The 17340-nt window shown below is 66.4% G+C and carries 21 protein-coding genes and 2 pseudogenes; 15 read left to right on the top strand and 8 right to left on the bottom strand.

Features of this window, described 5'->3' with window-relative positions:
• The first annotated feature begins 5 nt into the window (after positions 1-5).
• The 13 genes from priA (at position 6) to ACFQDH_RS19895 (ending at position 9909) form a co-directional block, all read left to right on the top strand.
• Positions 6-746 carry a bifunctional 1-(5-phosphoribosyl)-5-((5-phosphoribosylamino)methylideneamino)imidazole-4-carboxamide isomerase/phosphoribosylanthranilate isomerase PriA gene (gene priA, locus ACFQDH_RS19955; protein ID WP_382404125.1) on the top strand — a complete coding sequence of 247 codons (741 nt, stop codon included), beginning with the start codon at positions 6-8 and terminating at the stop codon, positions 744-746.
• The gene (locus ACFQDH_RS19950) at positions 743-1483 is read left to right on the top strand and encodes an SseB family protein (protein ID WP_382404124.1); all 741 of its coding nucleotides are present in this window, start codon (positions 743-745) and stop codon (positions 1481-1483) included. The genes priA and ACFQDH_RS19950 overlap by 4 nt, the downstream gene beginning before the upstream one ends.
• 341 nt (positions 1484-1824) lie before the next feature.
• Positions 1825-2907, top strand: a complete 1083-nt coding sequence (locus tag ACFQDH_RS19945) for an NADH-quinone oxidoreductase subunit B family protein (RefSeq protein WP_382404123.1) — start codon at positions 1825-1827, stop codon at positions 2905-2907.
• Positions 2908-2922: 15 nt separating this feature from the next.
• A complete protein-coding gene (locus tag ACFQDH_RS19940) occupies positions 2923-3462 on the top strand; it encodes a nickel-dependent hydrogenase large subunit (RefSeq protein WP_382404122.1) in 540 nt (179 codons plus the stop codon).
• 81 nt (positions 3463-3543) lie between these two features.
• On the top strand, positions 3544-4698 hold the full coding sequence (locus tag ACFQDH_RS19935) for a nickel-dependent hydrogenase large subunit (RefSeq protein ID WP_382404121.1): 1155 nt from the start codon (positions 3544-3546) through the stop codon (positions 4696-4698).
• 18 nt (positions 4699-4716) lie between these two features.
• Positions 4717-5610, top strand: coding sequence for a NifU family protein (locus ACFQDH_RS19930; RefSeq protein WP_382404120.1), 894 nt, complete (start codon positions 4717-4719; stop codon positions 5608-5610).
• Entirely contained in the window at positions 5607-6281 is a 675-nt protein-coding gene (locus tag ACFQDH_RS19925; RefSeq protein ID WP_382404119.1) for a DUF5947 family protein, read from the top strand. The genes ACFQDH_RS19930 and ACFQDH_RS19925 overlap by 4 nt, the downstream gene beginning before the upstream one ends.
• Positions 6274-6915: a DUF6084 family protein gene (locus ACFQDH_RS19920; RefSeq protein ID WP_382404118.1), complete on the top strand. Its 642-nt coding sequence runs from the start codon at positions 6274-6276 to the stop codon at positions 6913-6915. Before ACFQDH_RS19925 ends, ACFQDH_RS19920 begins: the two co-directional genes overlap by 8 nt.
• Positions 6912-8219 carry a hypothetical protein gene (locus tag ACFQDH_RS19915; RefSeq protein WP_382404117.1) on the top strand — a complete coding sequence of 436 codons (1308 nt, stop codon included), beginning with the start codon at positions 6912-6914 and terminating at the stop codon, positions 8217-8219. Before ACFQDH_RS19920 ends, ACFQDH_RS19915 begins: the two co-directional genes overlap by 4 nt.
• Positions 8216-8767, top strand: a complete 552-nt coding sequence (locus ACFQDH_RS19910) for a hydrogenase maturation protease (RefSeq protein WP_382404116.1) — start codon at positions 8216-8218, stop codon at positions 8765-8767. Before ACFQDH_RS19915 ends, ACFQDH_RS19910 begins: the two co-directional genes overlap by 4 nt.
• The gene (locus tag ACFQDH_RS19905) at positions 8764-8871 is read left to right on the top strand and encodes a DUF6893 family small protein (RefSeq protein ID WP_382404115.1); all 108 of its coding nucleotides are present in this window, start codon (positions 8764-8766) and stop codon (positions 8869-8871) included. Before ACFQDH_RS19910 ends, ACFQDH_RS19905 begins: the two co-directional genes overlap by 4 nt.
• 5 nt (positions 8872-8876) lie before the next feature.
• On the top strand, positions 8877-9119 hold the full coding sequence (locus tag ACFQDH_RS19900) for a HypC/HybG/HupF family hydrogenase formation chaperone (protein ID WP_382404114.1): 243 nt from the start codon (positions 8877-8879) through the stop codon (positions 9117-9119).
• On the top strand, positions 9112-9909 hold the full coding sequence (locus ACFQDH_RS19895) for a DUF6390 family protein (protein ID WP_382404113.1): 798 nt from the start codon (positions 9112-9114) through the stop codon (positions 9907-9909). The genes ACFQDH_RS19900 and ACFQDH_RS19895 overlap by 8 nt, the downstream gene beginning before the upstream one ends.
• Here ACFQDH_RS19895 and ACFQDH_RS19890 read toward each other — a convergent pair.
• The 6 genes and pseudogenes from ACFQDH_RS19890 to ACFQDH_RS19865 all read right to left on the bottom strand — a co-directional run bounded on the left by ACFQDH_RS19890 (position 9863) and on the right by ACFQDH_RS19865 (position 13707).
• Positions 9863-10261, bottom strand: coding sequence for an ATP-binding cassette domain-containing protein (locus tag ACFQDH_RS19890; protein WP_382404911.1), 399 nt, complete (start codon positions 10259-10261; stop codon positions 9863-9865). The genes ACFQDH_RS19895 and ACFQDH_RS19890 overlap by 47 nt on opposite strands.
• 6 nt (positions 10262-10267) lie before the next feature.
• Positions 10268-10665 (bottom strand): annotated as a pseudogene (locus tag ACFQDH_RS19885) (ABC transporter ATP-binding protein); the annotation flags it as partial.
• Entirely contained in the window at positions 10658-11674 is a 1017-nt protein-coding gene (locus ACFQDH_RS19880; protein ID WP_382404112.1) for a FecCD family ABC transporter permease, read from the bottom strand. The pseudogene ACFQDH_RS19885 and the gene ACFQDH_RS19880, both read right to left, overlap by 8 nt.
• Before the next feature lie 58 nt (positions 11675-11732).
• On the bottom strand, positions 11733-12629 hold the full coding sequence (locus tag ACFQDH_RS19875; RefSeq protein ID WP_382404111.1) for an ABC transporter substrate-binding protein: 897 nt from the start codon (positions 12627-12629) through the stop codon (positions 11733-11735).
• Positions 12630-12956: 327 nt separating this feature from the next.
• On the bottom strand, positions 12957-13334 hold the full coding sequence (locus ACFQDH_RS19870; RefSeq protein ID WP_382404110.1) for a helix-turn-helix domain-containing protein: 378 nt from the start codon (positions 13332-13334) through the stop codon (positions 12957-12959).
• 70 nt (positions 13335-13404) lie between these two features.
• Positions 13405-13707, bottom strand: a complete 303-nt coding sequence (locus ACFQDH_RS19865; RefSeq protein WP_382404109.1) for a muconolactone Delta-isomerase family protein — start codon at positions 13705-13707, stop codon at positions 13405-13407.
• Positions 13708-13751: 44 nt separating this feature from the next.
• On the opposite strand from ACFQDH_RS19865, the pseudogene ACFQDH_RS19860 reads away from it, so the two are divergent.
• Both ACFQDH_RS19860 and hypB read left to right on the top strand, forming a co-directional pair.
• Positions 13752-14110: pseudogene (locus tag ACFQDH_RS19860) on the top strand (hydrogenase maturation nickel metallochaperone HypA).
• A 20-nt stretch (positions 14111-14130) separates the two neighbouring features.
• The gene (gene hypB, locus ACFQDH_RS19855; protein WP_382404108.1) at positions 14131-14907 is read left to right on the top strand and encodes a hydrogenase nickel incorporation protein HypB; all 777 of its coding nucleotides are present in this window, start codon (positions 14131-14133) and stop codon (positions 14905-14907) included.
• A 17-nt stretch (positions 14908-14924) separates the two neighbouring features.
• On the opposite strand, the gene lpdA is transcribed toward hypB, so the two are convergent.
• Positions 14925-16328 (bottom strand): dihydrolipoyl dehydrogenase, encoded by a 1404-nt coding sequence (gene lpdA, locus ACFQDH_RS19850; protein ID WP_382404107.1) that lies wholly within the window; start codon positions 16326-16328, stop codon positions 14925-14927.
• Positions 16312-17319 carry a sugar-binding transcriptional regulator gene (locus tag ACFQDH_RS19845; protein WP_382404106.1) on the bottom strand — a complete coding sequence of 336 codons (1008 nt, stop codon included), beginning with the start codon at positions 17317-17319 and terminating at the stop codon, positions 16312-16314. The genes lpdA and ACFQDH_RS19845 overlap by 17 nt, the downstream gene beginning before the upstream one ends.
• Positions 17320-17340: the final 21 nt, after the last annotated feature.

Below are 17340 nucleotides of genomic sequence, written 5' to 3'. Positions count from 1 at the left end.
TTTCGATGGTTGACCAAACACCGCGGCTCGAGCTGCTGCCCGCCGTGGACGTGGCCGGCGGCCAAGCCGTGCAGCTCGTCCAGGGTGTGGCCGGCACCGGCGGACAGTTCGGCGACCCGCTCGCTGCAGCCCAGGCCTGGCAGGACGCCGGGGCGGAGTGGCTGCACCTGGTCGACCTCGACGCGGCGTTCGGGCGCGGCAGCAACGCCGAACTGCTCGGCGGCATCATCGGCCGACTGGACATGAAGGTGGAGCTGTCGGGCGGCATACGGGACGAAGCGACGTTGACGGCGGCCCTCGCGACCGGGTGCCGGCGGGTCAACCTCGGCACAGCCGCGCTGGAGGACCCCGAGTGGACCGCGCACGCGATCGCCGAGCACGGGGACCGGATCGCCGTGGGGCTCGACGTCCGTGGCACGACGCTGGCCGCCCGTGGCTGGACGAAGGAGGGCGGGGACCTGTGGGAGACACTCGAGCGTCTCGACCGTGAGGGCTGCGCACGTTACGTCGTGACGGACGTCGCCAAGGACGGCATGCTGCAGGGTCCCAATGTGGCTCTCCTGCAAGACGTTTGCGCGCGCACCGACCGTCCGGTGATTGCGTCCGGTGGAGTGTCGACGCTTGACGACATACGAGCTCTGCGTGCCCTGGTGCCAGAAGGTGTCGAGGGCGCGATCGTCGGATCCGCGCTCTACAAGCGGGCCTTCGAGCTGACCGACGCGCTGGACCTGGCCGGGCGCCCATGAACGACGCGCACCTCCCGCACGCGGATTCGGCCGGTCAGACCTTCGCCGGCCGATCGCTCGCCGGCACGGGGTTCGATGACGACGACGGCTCCGTGCCCGAGGAGCTCGCCGCTGCACTCGAGTCGCCCGCCGATGAGACCGGGCTGATGGCAGCGCTCTCCGACGCTCGTCTGCTCGTCCCGATCGTGGCAGCACTCGCCGAGGTCGACGATCCCGGTGACCTCCCGGTGGAGAAGTCGACCGACATGGCGGTCGTGACGCTGGAGGCGCCGAGTGGTGAGCGGGCGCTACCGGTGTTCACCGATCTCGCGGCGATGGCGGCGTGGGACCCCGAAGCCCGCCCCTCACCCGTGCGCGCCGACCTGGCCGCCCAAGCCGCGATCACCGAGCGTTGCGACGTGATGGTGCTGGACGTCGCCACCCGGTCGCTGGTGCTGCGTTCCAGTATGGTCTGGGCGCTCGCCCAGAGACAGACGTGGCAGCCACCGCATCTGGATGACCATGTGCGGCAAGCGGTTTCGAAGTCTGTTGTCGACGAGAGCGACATCGCAGAGGTCCGCTGCGAGGCGGGCGAAGCGCCCGGCGAGCTCCGCGTCGTTCTCGCGGTGCAACCAGGCCTGACCCAGCCGGAGCTGCAGGCGCTGGCCCGCCGGGTGGGGGAGCAGATCGCCACGGACGGCGAGACCCGGGCACGCATCGACGGACTCACGTTCTCCATCGTCTCCGCCGAGTCCTGAGCAGTTCAGTGGTGATTCGGTAGTGCCGGGAGTCAGAAATAGAGCAGGTTTGCACGCGTCGCAGTAGGTCCCGCCGACCGGCCCAGGAAGTGGCACCTGGCCACGGTTGACTTTCCATGCCGGGAGCGCGCCGTCGCTGTCTTCGAATGCGTTGCGGCGTAACGAGACTCAGTGAATCTGGGAATCGGCCAATCCTGGAAAATTGGGATCGGGCGGTTGCATCGGATCGTTCTATGCTCGAGGGAGCACATGACGTTTCGCGGCCGCCGAGCGATTCCTGTCGAAGGTGTCTTCGAGTCCGGGGAGCGGTTTCGTCAACGACGAGAACGGCGGCACGGATCATGACGACCACGACGGCGGGCCCCACAGAGGGGGCCGAAGGGCGACCGGCCGAGGAGACCGCACCGCTGCACATCCTGTGGATGAATGGCGGGCTCGGCTGCGACGGCGACTCGGTGGCCCTCACCGCTGCGACACAGCCGAGCATCGAGGAGATCGTCCTCGGCGCCTTGCCCGGCCTGCCCAAGATCCAAGTCCATTGGCCGCTCATCGACTTCGAGTGCGGACCGGAACAGGGCGCCGACACGTTCATCGAGTGGTGGCATCGGGCTGATCGTGGCGAGCTCGAGCCGTTCGTCCTCGTCGTCGAAGGCTCGATCCCCAACGAGTCGATCAAGTCCGAGGGGTATTGGGCGGGTTTCGGCAACGATCCGGACACCGGTCAGCCCAGACCCACGTCGGAGTGGCTGGATCGACTCTCGGCCAAGGCCACTGCGGTGGTGGCTGTGGGGACCTGCGCGACATACGGCGGGATTCATGCCATGGCGGGCAACCCCACGGGCGCCATGGGTGTACCGGACTACCTGGGCTGGGACTGGAAGTCGAAGGCGGGCCTGCCGATCGTGTGTGTGCCCGGTTGTCCGATCCACCCGGACAACCTCAGTGAGACGCTGGTCTACCTGCTCTATCAGGTGGCCGGTCAGGCCCCGATGATCCCGCTGGACGAGCAGCTGCGGCCACAGTGGCTGTTCGGTGCCACCGTGCACGAGGGGTGCGATCGCGCCGGCTACTACGAGCAGGGCGATTTCGCGGCCGAATACGGCTCACCGAAGTGCCTTGTCAAGCTCGGTTGCTGGGGCCCGGTCGTCAAGTGCAACGTTCCCAAGCGTGGCTGGATCAACGGAGTGGGTGGCTGCCCGAACGTCGGCGGCATCTGCATCGGCTGCACGATGCCGGGGTTCCCGGACAAGTTCATGCCGTTCATGGACGAGCCCCCTGGAAGCAAGGTGTCGATGGCGGCCAGCACGGCATACGGGAGCGTGATCCGGCGCCTGCGCAAGGTGACCGCGAAGACCCTTGACAACGAACCGTCCTGGCGAGTCAAGGGCGAAGGGCTCAAGACCGGGTACTCCAGGCACTGGTAGAGGCGAGGACACATCATGACCACCACCAAGAACGTCGATGCCGATGTCGTCGACATGGTCTGGGACCCGATCACTCGCATCGTGGGCAGCCTGGGCATCTACGCCTCCGTCGACTTCAAGGCCAAGGAGGTGCGGGAGTGCCACAGCACCTCGTCGATCTTTCGCGGCTACAGCATCTTCATGAAGGGGAAGGATCCGCGCGACGCCCACTTCATCACCAGCCGGATCTGCGGCATCTGCGGCGACAACCACGCGACCTGCTCGGTCTATGCGCAGAACATGGCCTACGGCGTGGCTCCTCCGCCGCTCGGGGAGTGGATCATCAACCTCGGCGAGGCGGCCGAATACATGTTCGACCACAACATCTTCCAGGAGAATCTGGTCGGCGTTGATTACTGCGAGCGCATGGTCAAGGAGACCAATCCCGGGGTGGTTGAGCTGGCGAACCGGACGGAGGCGCCGCACGCGGGCGAGCACGGCTATCACACCATCGGTGACATCATGCGGTCGCTCAACCCCTTGGAGGGGAGTTCTACCGCGAGGCACTTCAGATGAGTCGCCTCACCAGAGAGATGTTCTGCCTGATGGAAGGTCGTCACGTCCACCCGTCGACGCTCTATCCCGGGGGTGGGGACAGTGGCGACGATTCAGCTGTTCACCGACTACCTGACCCGGCTGATGAAGTACGTCGAGTTCATGAAGCGCGTCGTTCCGTTGCACGACGACCTGTTCAACTTCTTCTACGACGCGCTGCCCGGCTACGAGCATGTCGGCGAACGCCGTGTGCTGCTCGGCTGCTGGGGCAGTCTGAACGACCCTGCGGTCTGCGACTTCACCTACCGTCGGATGGACGAGTGGGGCAAGGCGATGTTCGTCACCCCTGGAGTTGTGGTCGACGGCAAGCTGGTCACCAACAACCTCGTGGACATCAATCTGGGGATGCGCATACTGCTCGGCCACTCCTTCTACGACGACTGGGCCGACTCGGGGAACGAGGTTTTCGTCGAACGCGATCCGCTCGGGAACCCGGTGGACATTCGGCACCCCTGGAATCAGCACACGTTGCCGAAGCCCGCCAAGCGGGACTTCGAGAGCGCCTACAGTTGGACGATGTCGCCCCGCTGGTTCGACGGCGCGGACCACCTCGCGCTGGACACCGGCGGCGGCCCGATCGCGCGGCTGTGGTCGACGGCGCTGTCGGGTCTGGTCCACACCGACTACGTGCAGGCCACCGGGCACAGCGTCAAGATCACCCTGCCGACGACCATGCTCAAGCCCGAGGCAAGTTATGAGTGGCAGATCCCGCAGTGGAGCAACGCCATCGAGCGCAACCGGGCCCGCACCTACTTCCAGGCCTACATGGCAGCGATGGCACTGCACTTTGTCGACAAGGCGCTCGCCGAGGTGCGAGCCGGAAACACCGAGACGTGGACCCCGTTCGAGGTGCCCGAGGAGGCGATCAGCGTCGGCTTCACCGAGGCGGTACGCGGCGTGCTCTCACACCACATGGTGATCCGTGAGGGCAAGATTGCGAACTACCATCCGTACCCGCCGACACCGTGGAACGGCAGCGTGCGCGACAGCTACGGCACGCCCGGACCCTACGAGGACGCGGTCCAGAACACGCCGATCTTCGAGGAGAACCCACCGGACACCTTCAAGGGCATCGACATCATGCGAGCGGTCCGGAGCTTCGATCCCTGCCTGCCGTGTGGAGTGCACATGTTCAAGGGCGATGGCGGGGTGGTCAAGCAGATGCATTCGCCAGGGATGGCCGTCCGTCCGTACTGACCCGATCGGGGGAACGACATGAGCCGGCACGATCTATTGGTGCTCTCCGGCCGAGTCGACACGTTGCTGGACCAGATCGGCGACCTGGAGGACGCGGCTGCTCAGGAGCGCGCCGAGGGCTTGGTGCGAGCGGTCATGGACCTGTATGCCGCCGGGCTGACGAGGATGGTCGAGCTCGCCGAGGACAGCCCCCTGCTGCGAGCAATGGCCGATGACGAGCTGGTGGGCGGTCTGCTACTCCTGCACGACCTGCATCCCGACGACGTCGACACGCGTATCCAGGCGGCGCTGGACAGGGTGCGGCCATATCTCGGCTCACACGCAGGCGGGATCGACTACCTCGGAGTGGATGGCGAGGGCGTGGCGCACCTGACGTTGCAGGGCAGCTGCAACGGGTGCCCGTCCTCGTCGGTCACCGTGACCCTCTCCGTGGAGACCGCCGTGCTCGAGGCGGCGCCTGAGGTGACCTCCGTGGATGTGGTCGGACTGGTGGCAGCGGAGCCTTCGCCGCCGCTTTTGCAGATCGAGCTACGGCCTGGTCTGCGCAGCGGTCGAGCGGCGACCGCGGAGGATCGTTCCGTGCAGTGGTCGCCGGGCGACTGGGAGCACCTCGACGTTTCGCCCGGGCCCGGCGAGCTGCGCACGGCCGACGTGGCCGGCACGCCGCTCGTCGTCGCGGGCTGCGGCGACACTGCATATGCCTATCTGGACCGGTGCCCTTCCTGCCAGGGCTCCCTCGCCGGGGCGCGTCTCGTCGCGGAGGTACTCAGCTGCCCGTCGTGCGAGTCACGCTATGACATCAGGCGAGCAGGGTCGTCGGTCGATGGCAGTGGGAAGCACCTCACACCGCTGCCACTGCTGCCCGACGAGGTCGGCTGGAAGGTCGCGGCACCGACGGGAGCGCCGGTATGAGTGCACGGTCCCGGCCGCTGGGTGGCCTGCGTCGGCTGAGCCGCCCGGCACCCGAGCCGCCGAAGGCAGAACCTCCTGAAGCGGTCGAGGTGTGCGAGATGTGCAACGCCGAGATCGATGCTGGGCACGGTCACGTGGCCGACCTCCAGGCGCAACGGCTGCTGTGCACGTGCCGGTCGTGCTATCTGCTCTTCACCGGACGTGGCGCCGGATCCGGACGCTACCGCGCACTGCCCGAGGACAGCCGTCGCATCACCGACCCGACGATCAGCCAGGGTCAGTGGGATGCCCTGCAGATTCCGGTCGACCTCGCGTTCTTTTTCCTCCAGACCGGCGCCGCGTCGTATGCCGCCTGCTATCCCGGGCCGGGCGGGGCCACCGAGTCACTGCTCGACCTGGGCAGCTGGGACGACGTGCTGCGCGCCAACCCGGTGCTGGCAGAGGTTGAACCGGATGTTGAAGCAGTGCTGATTCGACGCAAGGGCAGCGCGTTCCAGCTGTATCTCGTGCCGATCGACGCGTGCTACGAGCTGGTCGGCCTGGTCCGGCAGAGCTGGTCGGGCTTCAGCGGAGGCCAGGAGGTCTGGGGACGGATCGAGACGTTTTTCGACCAGCTCGACAGTCTCAGCAGGTCGGTCGACCGGCAGGGCAGGCGGGTCGTTCATGCCTGACGGAGGTGACCTGGAGTTCGAGTGCCTCGGCGTGGAGCCCGACCGCTTCGCAGCATCCCCGACGGTCTTGTTCCAGTTGCGCATCCGGGAAACCTCCGGCATGCCGGTGCACGCGATCGCCCTGCGAGCGCAGATCCGCATCGAACCGCAGCGCCGCCGGTACGACGACGAGGAGGCCGCGGCACTGACGGACCTCTTCGGATCGCGGCAGCGGTGGGGCCAGACTCTCAAACCGCTGCAGTTGGCCTTCGTCACCCAGATGGTGCCGAGCTTCACCGGCTCGACGGACGTCAGCCTCGCCATGCCCTGCAGCTACGACTTCGACGTCGCCGCGAACAAATACCTCCACGCGCTGGGTTCCGGGGCCGTGCCACTGCTGATCATGTTCAACGGCACTTGGTTCAGCAACCGCGAGAGCGGCCTGACCGTCCTGCCGATCCCGTGGGACAAGGAGGTCACATTCGGTCTGCCGGTGCAGGTCTGGCGTGCCACGATGGACCAGCACTTCCCCGGCTCGGCCTGGCTGCGGCTGGGCCAGGACACGTTCGACGCGCTCTACCGGTACCGCGCCGACAACGCCATGGTCAGCTGGGACGAGGCCGTGGTCCGGCTCCTCAAGGAGGCGGGCGAGTGACCACGTTCGAGCAGGTGCAGGCGCTCGCGGACACGGTCCTCTTCGAGGGATATGTGCTCTATCCCTACCGGGCCGACGATGCCAAGAACCGGGTGCGCTGGCAGTTCGGAGTGCTCGCACCCGAGGCCCTGTCGGAGGCGGATGCATCCGAGCACTCTGCGCTCCAGTCGGAGCTGCTGCTCGAGAGCCACCCCGACAACGTGGCGGTGCGGCTGCGCTTCCTCCAAGTGCAGCAGCGCACGGTGCAACGGTCGGTGGACGGCGTCATGGAGGAGGTCTCGCAGCTGGACTCCGGTGACACGGCATACCTGCCCTTCGACGAGGCAGTCCTCCAGGAGTTCGACGTGTGCGTCGATGTCTCGACCGTGGCCGAGACCCCACGGCACGAGCTGTTCGACGTGCCCGGTGCGGTGACCGTCGAACCGGTCCCCGGCGGGCAGCTGACCAGGAAGCGTTTGCCCGTGCGGGCGTCCGTCGAGGTGAGCGCTCGGGCACTGCCCGGACCGTATGGCGTGACCCGGCTGCGAGTCGTGGTGCGCAACCTGACCGCGTGGGGTCCGGCGGCACCGCTTCAGCGGCAGGAGGCGCTGCGCAGTTCCCTCGTGGCTGCGCACCTGCTGGCCCGGCTGGACCGTGGAAGGTTCCTGTCACTGACCGATCCGCCCGAGTGGGCCGCAGGCTATGTCCGGGACTGCGACAACAGCGGGGTCTGGCCGGTTCTGGTGGGCGCGGAGAGCGCGCGGGACATGGTGCTCTGCTCGCCGATCATCCTCCCGGACCACCCGGCAGTGGCCACGGAGAGCACGACGCAGTTCTTCGACTCCACAGAGATGGACGAGATGCTCAGCCTGCGAGCTCTCACCCTGACCGATGAGGAGAAGCGCGCGGTGCGCGGCACGGATCCGCGTGCCGCCGAGCTGCTCGAACAGGTCGAGCAGCTGCCACCGGAGCTGATGGATCGTCTGCACGGGGCGGTGCGATATCTGACGCAGCGACCTCGGACGCAGCCCGCGACCTCGGCTCCGGACGGCGACGCCGAGACGGATGGCATCGAGATCGACGGGACGCTGGTCCGGGAGGGCAGCAAGGTCCTGCTGCGTCCAGGGGCCAAGCCGGCCGACGCCCAGGACATCTTCGTCGCTGGCCGGACGGCGACGGTGACCAAGGTGATGCACGACGTGGACGGCCGCGACCATGTGGCGGTCCTCCTCGATGACGACCCGGGGCAGGACATCGCCCGCATTCATGGCCGATTCCTCTACTTCGCACCGGATGAGATCGAGCCGCTGGGAGTCCGGACATGAACGCCGCAAGCTCTGCGCTCGTCCCGCGCATGCTGGTGGCAGGGGTTGGGAACATCTTCAGGAGCGACGACGGCTTCGCGACGGCGGTCGTCTCCTGGCTGGACGAGCATGCTCGTGCTACCTGGCCGGAGTGGGTGCGGTTGCGAGACTTCGGGATCGGCGGTGTCCACCTGGCGTATGAACTGCTCAACGGGTATGACGACCTCGTCCTGGTTGACGCCATGCATCGCGAGGGCGGCGGCCCCGGGATGCTGTACGTCGTCCAGCCGAACCTGGACACACTTCGTGGGGACCAGGCGCCTGCCCTGGATGCGCACGACCTGGCACCCGAGGCAGTCTTGTCCCTCGTGCCAGGGTTGGGAGGGACGCTGGGGCGGGTCACGGTGATCGGGTGCGAGCCGGCGTCCACTGCCGACGGGATGGACTTGTCGGACGTCGTCTCCGGGCGCGTGCCGGAGGCGGGTCGCCTGGTGTGCGAGCTCGTGACGGAAGTGACGCGTGGCCAGGGGTGTTCACCCGATCCCAAAGGGTCGATAGTGAGGAGATGATGATGCGGAAGATCGTGTTGGCAGTGGTGGGGGCGATGGTGTGCGCCGGAGCCGTCGCAGCGCTTCCCGATGTCAGGCGCTACCTGCGACTGCGGAGCATGTGAGCATCATGTGTCTCGGTCTGGCCGGACGGGTGGTCGCGCTGACGACGGAACCAGATCTGGCCGACGTGCAGGTCGCAGGAGTGGTGCGACCGATCAACGTTGCGCTGCTGGACGGAGTGCTTGAGCCAGGCGAATGGATCCTGATTCACAGCGGATTCGCGCTGGAGCGGATGAGTGCGCAGGAAGCACATGACGCGATGGCCGTCCTGGGCGGACCGGGTGCCGACGAGTTGCTCGGCGATGACTGAGCGTCGGCCTGCGGGCGAGGTGGACGCGTCCGGCGCGACGCTCTTCGTCCGCTACGCGTTTGCACCCAATAGTCATGGATACTGCGGTCCGGGCGACAGCGAAGGCTTCCTCGGCTATGGCCTGGCCGGTCGGATCGACTCCGGTTTTCGCCAGATGGCACAGGCCTTCGCCGGAGCATGGCCTTACCTGGAGTTGATCGCCGGCGCGACCGGGATCAGCGACCCGCTCGATTGCCGGGTGGTGGAGGCCTACTGGGTCGGAAACCGGTTGCTCGACCGGGTCGGGGTGACGAATATCGGCAACTCGATGGAGGACCGCTTCCGGTTTCGGACCGGCATAAAGTTCTCCAGCCTCGCCGCGGGAGTCGAGGCCGGCGGGCTACCTCATCACAGCTTCCATGTGTTCTGCATCTACCCGTGGATCGGCCTGCTGGGGGAGGACCGGCGGGCCGAGCACGCCCTCACGGTGCTGGATCGCTGCCGGATTCGCTGGGGTCAGGTGGTCGCCCTGCAGGGGGACCAGGTGGTCGTGGAGTCGCAGGCCCTGAGCTGGACGGGTTCGCAGCTGGTGCTCGGCGCGCCGGCGCGCGAGATCGTCATCCGCGCAGTCGACGGTGTCGGCATGGTGCAGGACCTTGCCGAAGGGGACTGGGTCTCGATGCACTGGGAGTGGATCTGCGACCGGTTGACTCCCCGAGAGCTCGCGGCCCTCCGGCATTACACGGACGTGCACCTAGGGCTAGTCAATGGCGGGGTCGAGCACTCGGGTCCACGGCTCGCACTCGGCTGAGCTGTTCAGCAAAGGCCTCGTAGCGCGTCACGAGAGCGCGACGGGTGTCTCCGGGCTCGTCACCGTAGGAGACCGTTCGCACGTGCACGCCGTAGAGGCCGGACAACTCCTCGTCCGTGAGCAGCTCCTCGGCGGTGCCACAGCGCACGTCATACCGGCCACGCATCAGGACCACCGAGTCCGACACGAGCAGCGCGTTGTCCGGGTGGTGTGTCGTCAGCAGCACGGACATACCCTCAGCAGCCAGTGACTGGATCAGGACGAGTAGCTGACCCTGGTTGTGTAGGTCGAGACCTGTCGCCGGTTCGTCGAGCACCATGATGGGGCTGCCGGACGCCACCGCCCGGGCCACGAGGGCCAGCTGCTGTTCACCGCCGCTGAGCGAGGAAAGCGCCGGTCGGCGAGCGAACCGATGCCCACTCGATCCATCGCCGAGTCCGCCGCGGCACGGTCGCGCCGGCCAGGGGTCGAGAAGAGCCCGACCTGGCCGGCCCGTCCCATCAGGACCATGTCGCGCACGGTGTAGGCGAATGCCGTACCCCGTGCCTGCGGCACGAATCCTACTGTCGCATCGCGAGACACCGTCCCTTCGGTCGGCTTGAGTAACCCGGCCGCGCACCGGACCAGGGTGGTCTTACCTCTCCCGTTGGGCCCGAGGACCGAGGTGACTGTTCCCGGACGGACCGAGAAGGTGACGTCGCGGAAGACCCAGTCACGACCCACGTAGGCGAAGCCCACACCGCGAACCTCAAGCATGGTCCCAGATCCGATTCCGGTTGCGGCGCAGCAGCACGAAGAACACCGGCGCACCGATCATCGCCGTGAGGACACCGAGCGGGATCTCGGCTGCGGTCATCGAGCGTGCGAGCGTGTCGATCAGCACCAGGAAGGCTGCTCCGGCGAAGAAGGAGACCGGCAGGAGTGCCCGGTGGTCTGGCCCGACCCACATCCTGACGAGGTGTGGCACCACGAGACCGACCCAGCTGATGATGCCGCTCGCGGCGACTGCCCCTGCAACGATCAGGGTCACTGCGCAGAGCACCATCCAGCGCACCGGTCCCGGGTTTGTTCCCACCGCGGCGGCGTCCTCGTCGCCGAGTGACAGGACGTTGATGCGCCAGCGCAGCAGGAGCAGGAGCATGGTGCCCGCCGTGATCGGGACGAGTGCCATCAGCACCTTCGAGTATGTCGCGGTGGCAACACTTCCCAGCAACCAGAAGACGATCTCGGGCAGGGTATTGTACGGGTTGGCGAGGTAGGTGATGAGCGAGACCAGCGCCGAGAAGAACGACCCCGTGACGACTCCGCCGAGCACGATCATCAGCATTGAGGCGCCGCCCTTCCCGGCAGTCATGAGGAAGACCACACCGAGAGCGGCCAGCCCGAATACGAAGGCGCCTCCCACGAGATAGCCGGTGCCCAGACCGAGCAGCAGGGCAAGAGCGCCGCCGAAGGATGCACCAGACGACACCCCGATGATCTGCGGGCTCACCAGGGGATTGCGGAAGGTCGCCTGCAGAGCCACCCCACTGACCGACAGCCCGCCGCCGATGAGAGCCGCCAGGATGATACGCGGGAGGCGGACGAGCACGACCACGTCATACTCCGTAGGGCTGCCGCCATAGGTTGTGCCGGTCAGCTTGGCGATCAGGACCTGCACCACGTCGTCCAGTGGAACGTGGTAGCGGCCGATGGTCAGTGAGACAATGCCCACGACCACGAGGGTGCCGGCCGTGATGGGCGCGGCGACCGCGGCCGAACCCATCCGGGGCACACTTGCGCGCACCCGACGCCGCGAAGTGGCGGGATCGCCTCGTCGCTCATCAAGCATGGAACTGCCGGTACCCGGATGATGCGCCGTTGGCCTTCAGCCACAGGATCTGCGCCAGCTGGGCCGCGGTGGGCGCATGGTTGTAGAACCGCTTGTAGGACGTGCGCACCTCCGCCCCCAGATCGAAGGGCTGCTGCTGTGGGAACGCAACCATCGACAGCCACCGCCACATCAACGGTGACTCGTGGCTCGGCGGATCCCAGCGGTATCCGCCCAGTGGAACCTTGTAGACACGTCGCGTCTTGACCGCGGTCTGATCACGCCACACCGCGGACTGATAGACGTCGTCGGGCATCGCGGCGTCAAAATTTCCCAGCAAGATGATGTCCGGGTCCCAGGACAGGACCTGCTCGATGTCGACACCGACCATGCCCGTGCCTGGCGCCCCGTGGGGACCGCTGGCCGGGTTCTGGCCGCCGACGAGTTTGATGTAGAAATCGTTGTAACTGCCGGTGGCGGCTACCTTGAGTCCGCCCTCGAAGCGGTTGAAGTAGAGAATCTTCGGTGCCGGTTTCGGCGCGCTCCTGCCCACCGCGGACAGTGTCTTGAGCGCGGCGGAGATCGGCGAGTTGAGTTCACGCGCGCGGTCCGGACGGCCCAGGGCGGTGGCGAACAGCGCGATCCAGCGCGCCACATCATCCTGCGTCCCGTACTTCAGGGCGGCGACCTTCAGTCCCGCGTTCTCCAGGGGATCGATGATGGCTGCTCCGTTGTCGCCCCACTGGATGACCAGATCCGGCTCGAGAGCCAGCACGCTCTCGACATTGGGGGCAAAGCTGTTGGTTGCGACGTTGTGGGGAATGTCGATGGCACTGGGGAAGATCTCACCGAGGATGCCGTCATACATGGCCTGCCAGGACGCGTCGTGCATTCCGACCAGGTGCTGCACCCCTGGTCGACGGCAACGAGGATGGAGGCTGCCGGCATCGGTATGGTCACGACCCGGCGCGCAGGCCGGTCGAGGACGATCTTCTTTCCGCGTTGGTCGGTGATGGTCACGGGCGATGTGTCCGCCGTTGACGGTGTGCCTCCCGACCCACCACTGCCGGTGCCACCGTTCGTCGAACTGCTGTCTCCGCAGGCGGACAGCAGGAGGGAGCCGAGTGCAATACCGGTTCCGCCGAGGACCGCTCGTCGGCTCATGGATTGCGTTTCAGCCGCGGGCCGATGACCATCGCTCGAGCGCGCCGGGTGTTTGGGCAATGTCATGGTCGACCTACATCTGGGACGACAGCGGCCCGAGAATGCACGGCCCCCGGAAAGCCGGCCCCACCTGGTCAGGTGCGTCCGCATCCGCGACCTGACCGTGCAGGTCGGTGTCGGGCTCCCAGCGGTGTGGATCGGAAGTCAGCCCGAGCAGCCAGGTCACCGAGCAGTCCAGAGCGATTGCCAGCTCGGGCAGTTTGGCAACGTCCAGCCCGGCGCCGTGCTCGAGGCTGCTCAGCGCCTTGTTGCTGCTGACGACACCGAGTCGACGTAGGCGGGTGATGACCTGCTTCTGGGTGAGACCGAGAGATCGGCGGCGTTCTCGTAACCTCTGACTCACCGTCAGGTGCCGACGGGCGCCAAGGTCACTGACATCGATTGCTGACATAAGACGCCTCCACGGAGTCCAGACCACCGTGGTAAGTATTCCGCGATTCGGGCAAGTCCGGAAGAGCCGACTATGTTCCCTCCGACCCGGCCGGCGACGCCGAGTCCGGCTCGTCGCCCATCGCTGCAAGCGCGTGCACGGTGTAGGTCGCGATGTTGAACACGGGTGCGCGCGCGAGCAACCTCTCGAACTCCTCATGTGAGCCGACGTCATAGATCCAGGCGCCGCCGTGTGCACCAACAATGTGGTAGCGCGCGAGGACCTTACCCTCGGTTTCGAGTCGCGCGCCGTAATCGGGCATCCGGCCTACTGCGCGGGCAGCATCAGCCGAGACCATCGCCAGGTCGATCTGCCAGAGGACCAGGAACTTCATCTGCACAGCATGCCGCGAACCTGCGAACATGAGAACAGGCTGCCGTGGGAGGACTCGTGCATGAGCTGTCGTTGTGCCACAGCATTTACACCATTGCCGATCGCGCGAGGGAGGGCCGCCGAGTCGAGGTCATTCATCTGCACGTCGGTCTACTCCGACAGGTGGTGCCGGACACGCTGGTCTACTGCTGGGGGTGCTGGCCGAGTCGACGGAGCTGGCTGGTTCCGAACTCGACATCGAACAGGTGCCGATCGAATTGCGGTGTGGGAACTGCGGATCCAGGACAGTAGTTGCGCAGCCTCTTGTCCTGTCCTGTGCCGCCTGCGATAGTAACCAGGTAGAGATCGTCACTGGTGAGGAGTTTCTCGTCACCTCTATTGATCTCGCCGGGTCGTCCCGCTGAGGACGCATCGAAGGAGCGACATGGGCAGGTTTCACCGCCATGACGACGGCACTCTCCACGTTCACGAGCACGCAGCCGTGGATGCGCAGTTCGGCCAGCAGCAGGATCACGGGGACCACTCCGGCTACCGGACCGGCCCGGAACGGATCAGCGTCCTGGAACGCATTTTCGCCGAGAACGACCGGGCGGCCGACTCGAATCGGTGTGACTTCGATGCGGCCGGTGTCCGCTGTGTCAATCTGATGTCTTCGCCGGGTGCCGGAAAGACGACCCTACTGCGACGCACCCTCGCACATCTGCAGGAGGAGGGCATCCGTGCTGGTGTTGTTGAAGGTGACATCGAGACAAGCATCGATGCCGAGCGACTGGCGGGCTTGGGTGCTCAGATTTCCCTGCTCAACACCGGCGATGGATTCGGCGGCGAGTGCCACCTGGACGCGCCCATGGTCGAGCGAGCGGTCCAGCGGCTGGACCTCGACTCGCTGGATCTCTTACTCATCGAGAATGTGGGAAACCTGGTATGCCCGGCGGAGTTCGATGTCGGGGCGCATCGCAGCGCGATGGTCTATGCGGTCACGGAGGGTGAGGACAAGCCGCTCAAATACCCCGTGATGTTCCGGGCAGTGAGCGCCGTTCTCGTCAACAAGATCGATCTCCTGCCCCATCTCGAGTTCGATGTCGGGCTCTTCGAGCGCAACCTGGCCAGCATCAACCCCGACGCCGACGTGATCCGCGTGAGTGCTCTGACAGGCGAAGGGGTGGGGGACTGGCACACCTGGCTGTGCTCGGCTCGCTGAGCCGAGCACCTGTGGCGTCAGAGGTTGATCATGTGGCCGACGATGCCTTCGATGGCTTCCTTCATGGCCTCGGACAGCGTCGGGTGCGCGAAGACGTTGCGGGCGACCTCGTCGGCGGTCAGGTCCCACTTCTGCGCCAGCGTCAGCGCCGGCAGCAGCTCGGTGACCTCCGGGCCGATGAGGTGGCCGCCCAGGATCTCGTTGTGCTTGGCGTCCGCGACGATCTTCACGAAGCCGGCCGTTTCCGCCATACCGCGGGCCTTGCCGTTGGCGGAGAACGGGAACGACGCGGTCTTCACGTCATACCCCTTGTCCTTGGCCTGCTGCTCCGAGTAGCCGAAGGACGCGATCTGCGGCTGGCAGAACGTCGCTCGCGGGATCATGTCGAAGTCGATCTCCACGGTCTCGGCGCCCGCGATCGTCTCGGCGGCGACCACGCCCATCGCCTCGGCCGTGTGGGCGAGCATCAGCTTGCCGGTGACGTCACCGATCGCGTAGACGCCCTCGACATTGGTGCGGCCGCGCTCGTCGACGGCGATCGCGCCGCGGTCGGTGGTCGCGACGCCGGACGCCTCGAGACCGTAGCCGTCCAGGCGCGGTGCGAAGCCGATGGCCTGCAGCACCTTGTCGGCCTCGAGCACGGTGGAGTCGCCACCAGCCGCGGGCGAGACGGTGACCTTGACCGGGCCTGAGCCGCTGTCCTCGATCTTCTCGACCTTGGTCGACAGCATGACCTTGACGCCGAGTTTCTTGTAGTGGCGCAGCAATTCCTTGGACACGTCCGCGTCCTCGGTGGGCACCATCCGGTCGAGGAACTCCACGATCGTCACGTCGACGCCGTAGTTGGACAGCACGTAGGCGAACTCGACACCGATCGCGCCGGAGCCGGCGATGATGATCGACTTCGGCAGGCTCTCGGTGAGGATCTGCTCCTCGTAGGTGACGACGCGCTCGGACAACTCAGTGCCCGGGATCAGCCGGGTCGTTGCACCGGTGCCGATGATCACGTTGTCGGCGGTCACTGTTTCGCTGCCACCTGAGGTGAGCTCGACCTGGATCGTGTGTGCGTCGGTGAACGCGCCGACGCCTTCGAGTTCGGTGATCGAGTTCTTCTTCATCAGGTAGTGCACGCCCTTGGCGCTGGCGTCGGCGACGCCGCGGCTGCGCTTCCAGGCGGTGCCGAAGTCCATCGACACGTCACCGGAGATGCCGAAGGTCTTGGCCTCCTTGGTGAGGATGTGTGCGATCTCCGCGTTGCGCAGCAGCGCCTTGGACGGGATACAGCCCACATTGAGGCAAACACCGCCCCAGTACTGCTTTTCGATGATGGCGGTCTTCAGGCCGAGCTGGCTCGCGCGAATCGCTGCGACATACCCACCGGGGCCTGCACCGAGGACGACGACGTCAAAGTGTTGTGCCACGCTTCGTAACGATAGCCCTACCGCAGCAGCTCCAGCGCAAGCGGTGCGTCCACCACCAGACGGTTGACTTTCTTGCCGGCGATGGCCGCACGCACCACCGGCGCGCGCGCGGTGCCGGTGACCAGGCCAATGACGGTCGGTATGCCGATGAGCTGCTCGTCGGACAGCGTGATGATGCGGTCGGCCAGGCCTCCTCCACGCAGTGCCCGGCGGCGTCGATGAAGACCCCGCTGATCTCGCCGATCGCGCCGGCCTTGCGCATGGCACTTCGCTCGGGACCGGTTGCGAGGTCGAAGAGCGTCGACTCGCCGGCGGCCCACCCACCGATACCCACGACGGCAACGGTCACTTCCCGGATGTGTGAGTTCGCCTCACTCACGCCGGGTTGCCGGCGCAGCATTCGGGCACTGTCCGGGTCCGCGGCGACCAGCGGCGCATAGAAGTGATGCGCGGTGCCGCCGCTGAGGTTGGCTGCGGAGCGCACCAGGTCCACCGGCGAATGCAGGTCGGGTATGGCGAGAGCGCCGGAAAGTTGCACGATCGGCACTGGCGGCAGGCTGCGCAACGCGCCGACGGTGGCAGCGACACTGCGCGACCAGGGCAGGCCGAGCACGTCTTTCGCGGTGAGCAGTCGGGTCATCTCGCCCGCCGCCACCGCACCGAGATCATGTCGTGCCTCACCGGCGGACTGCCCCTCGTGGGTGCGTACGACGAGCGCGCCATCAATGCCCAACGCTTCCGAAAGCTCTTGGGACAGTGCGTAATCCACGCTCGGCTCGCCGAGGATCTCGATGCGCACGATCCCCTTCGTGCGCGCAGCCTCAAGCAAGCGCGCGACCTTGAATCGGGACAGGCCGAGGTCCTTGCCGATGTCGATCTTGGACTCGTCCTGCAGGTAGAAACGGCGGGCGACCGCGGAGAGCAGTTCCCGCTCGCGATCAGGGTCGGTGCGACCACCCGGCATCGGGCTCATCGCATCGTCATTTCTCATCGGTCCCTCCTGAACTTCCCC

The sequence above is a fragment of the Flexivirga alba genome (assembly GCF_042661025.1).
Lineage (GTDB): Bacteria > Actinomycetota > Actinomycetes > Actinomycetales > Dermatophilaceae > Flexivirga > Flexivirga alba.
Note: the sequence above shows the minus strand (reverse complement) of the source record. Positions and strands in the feature narration are given on the sequence as shown.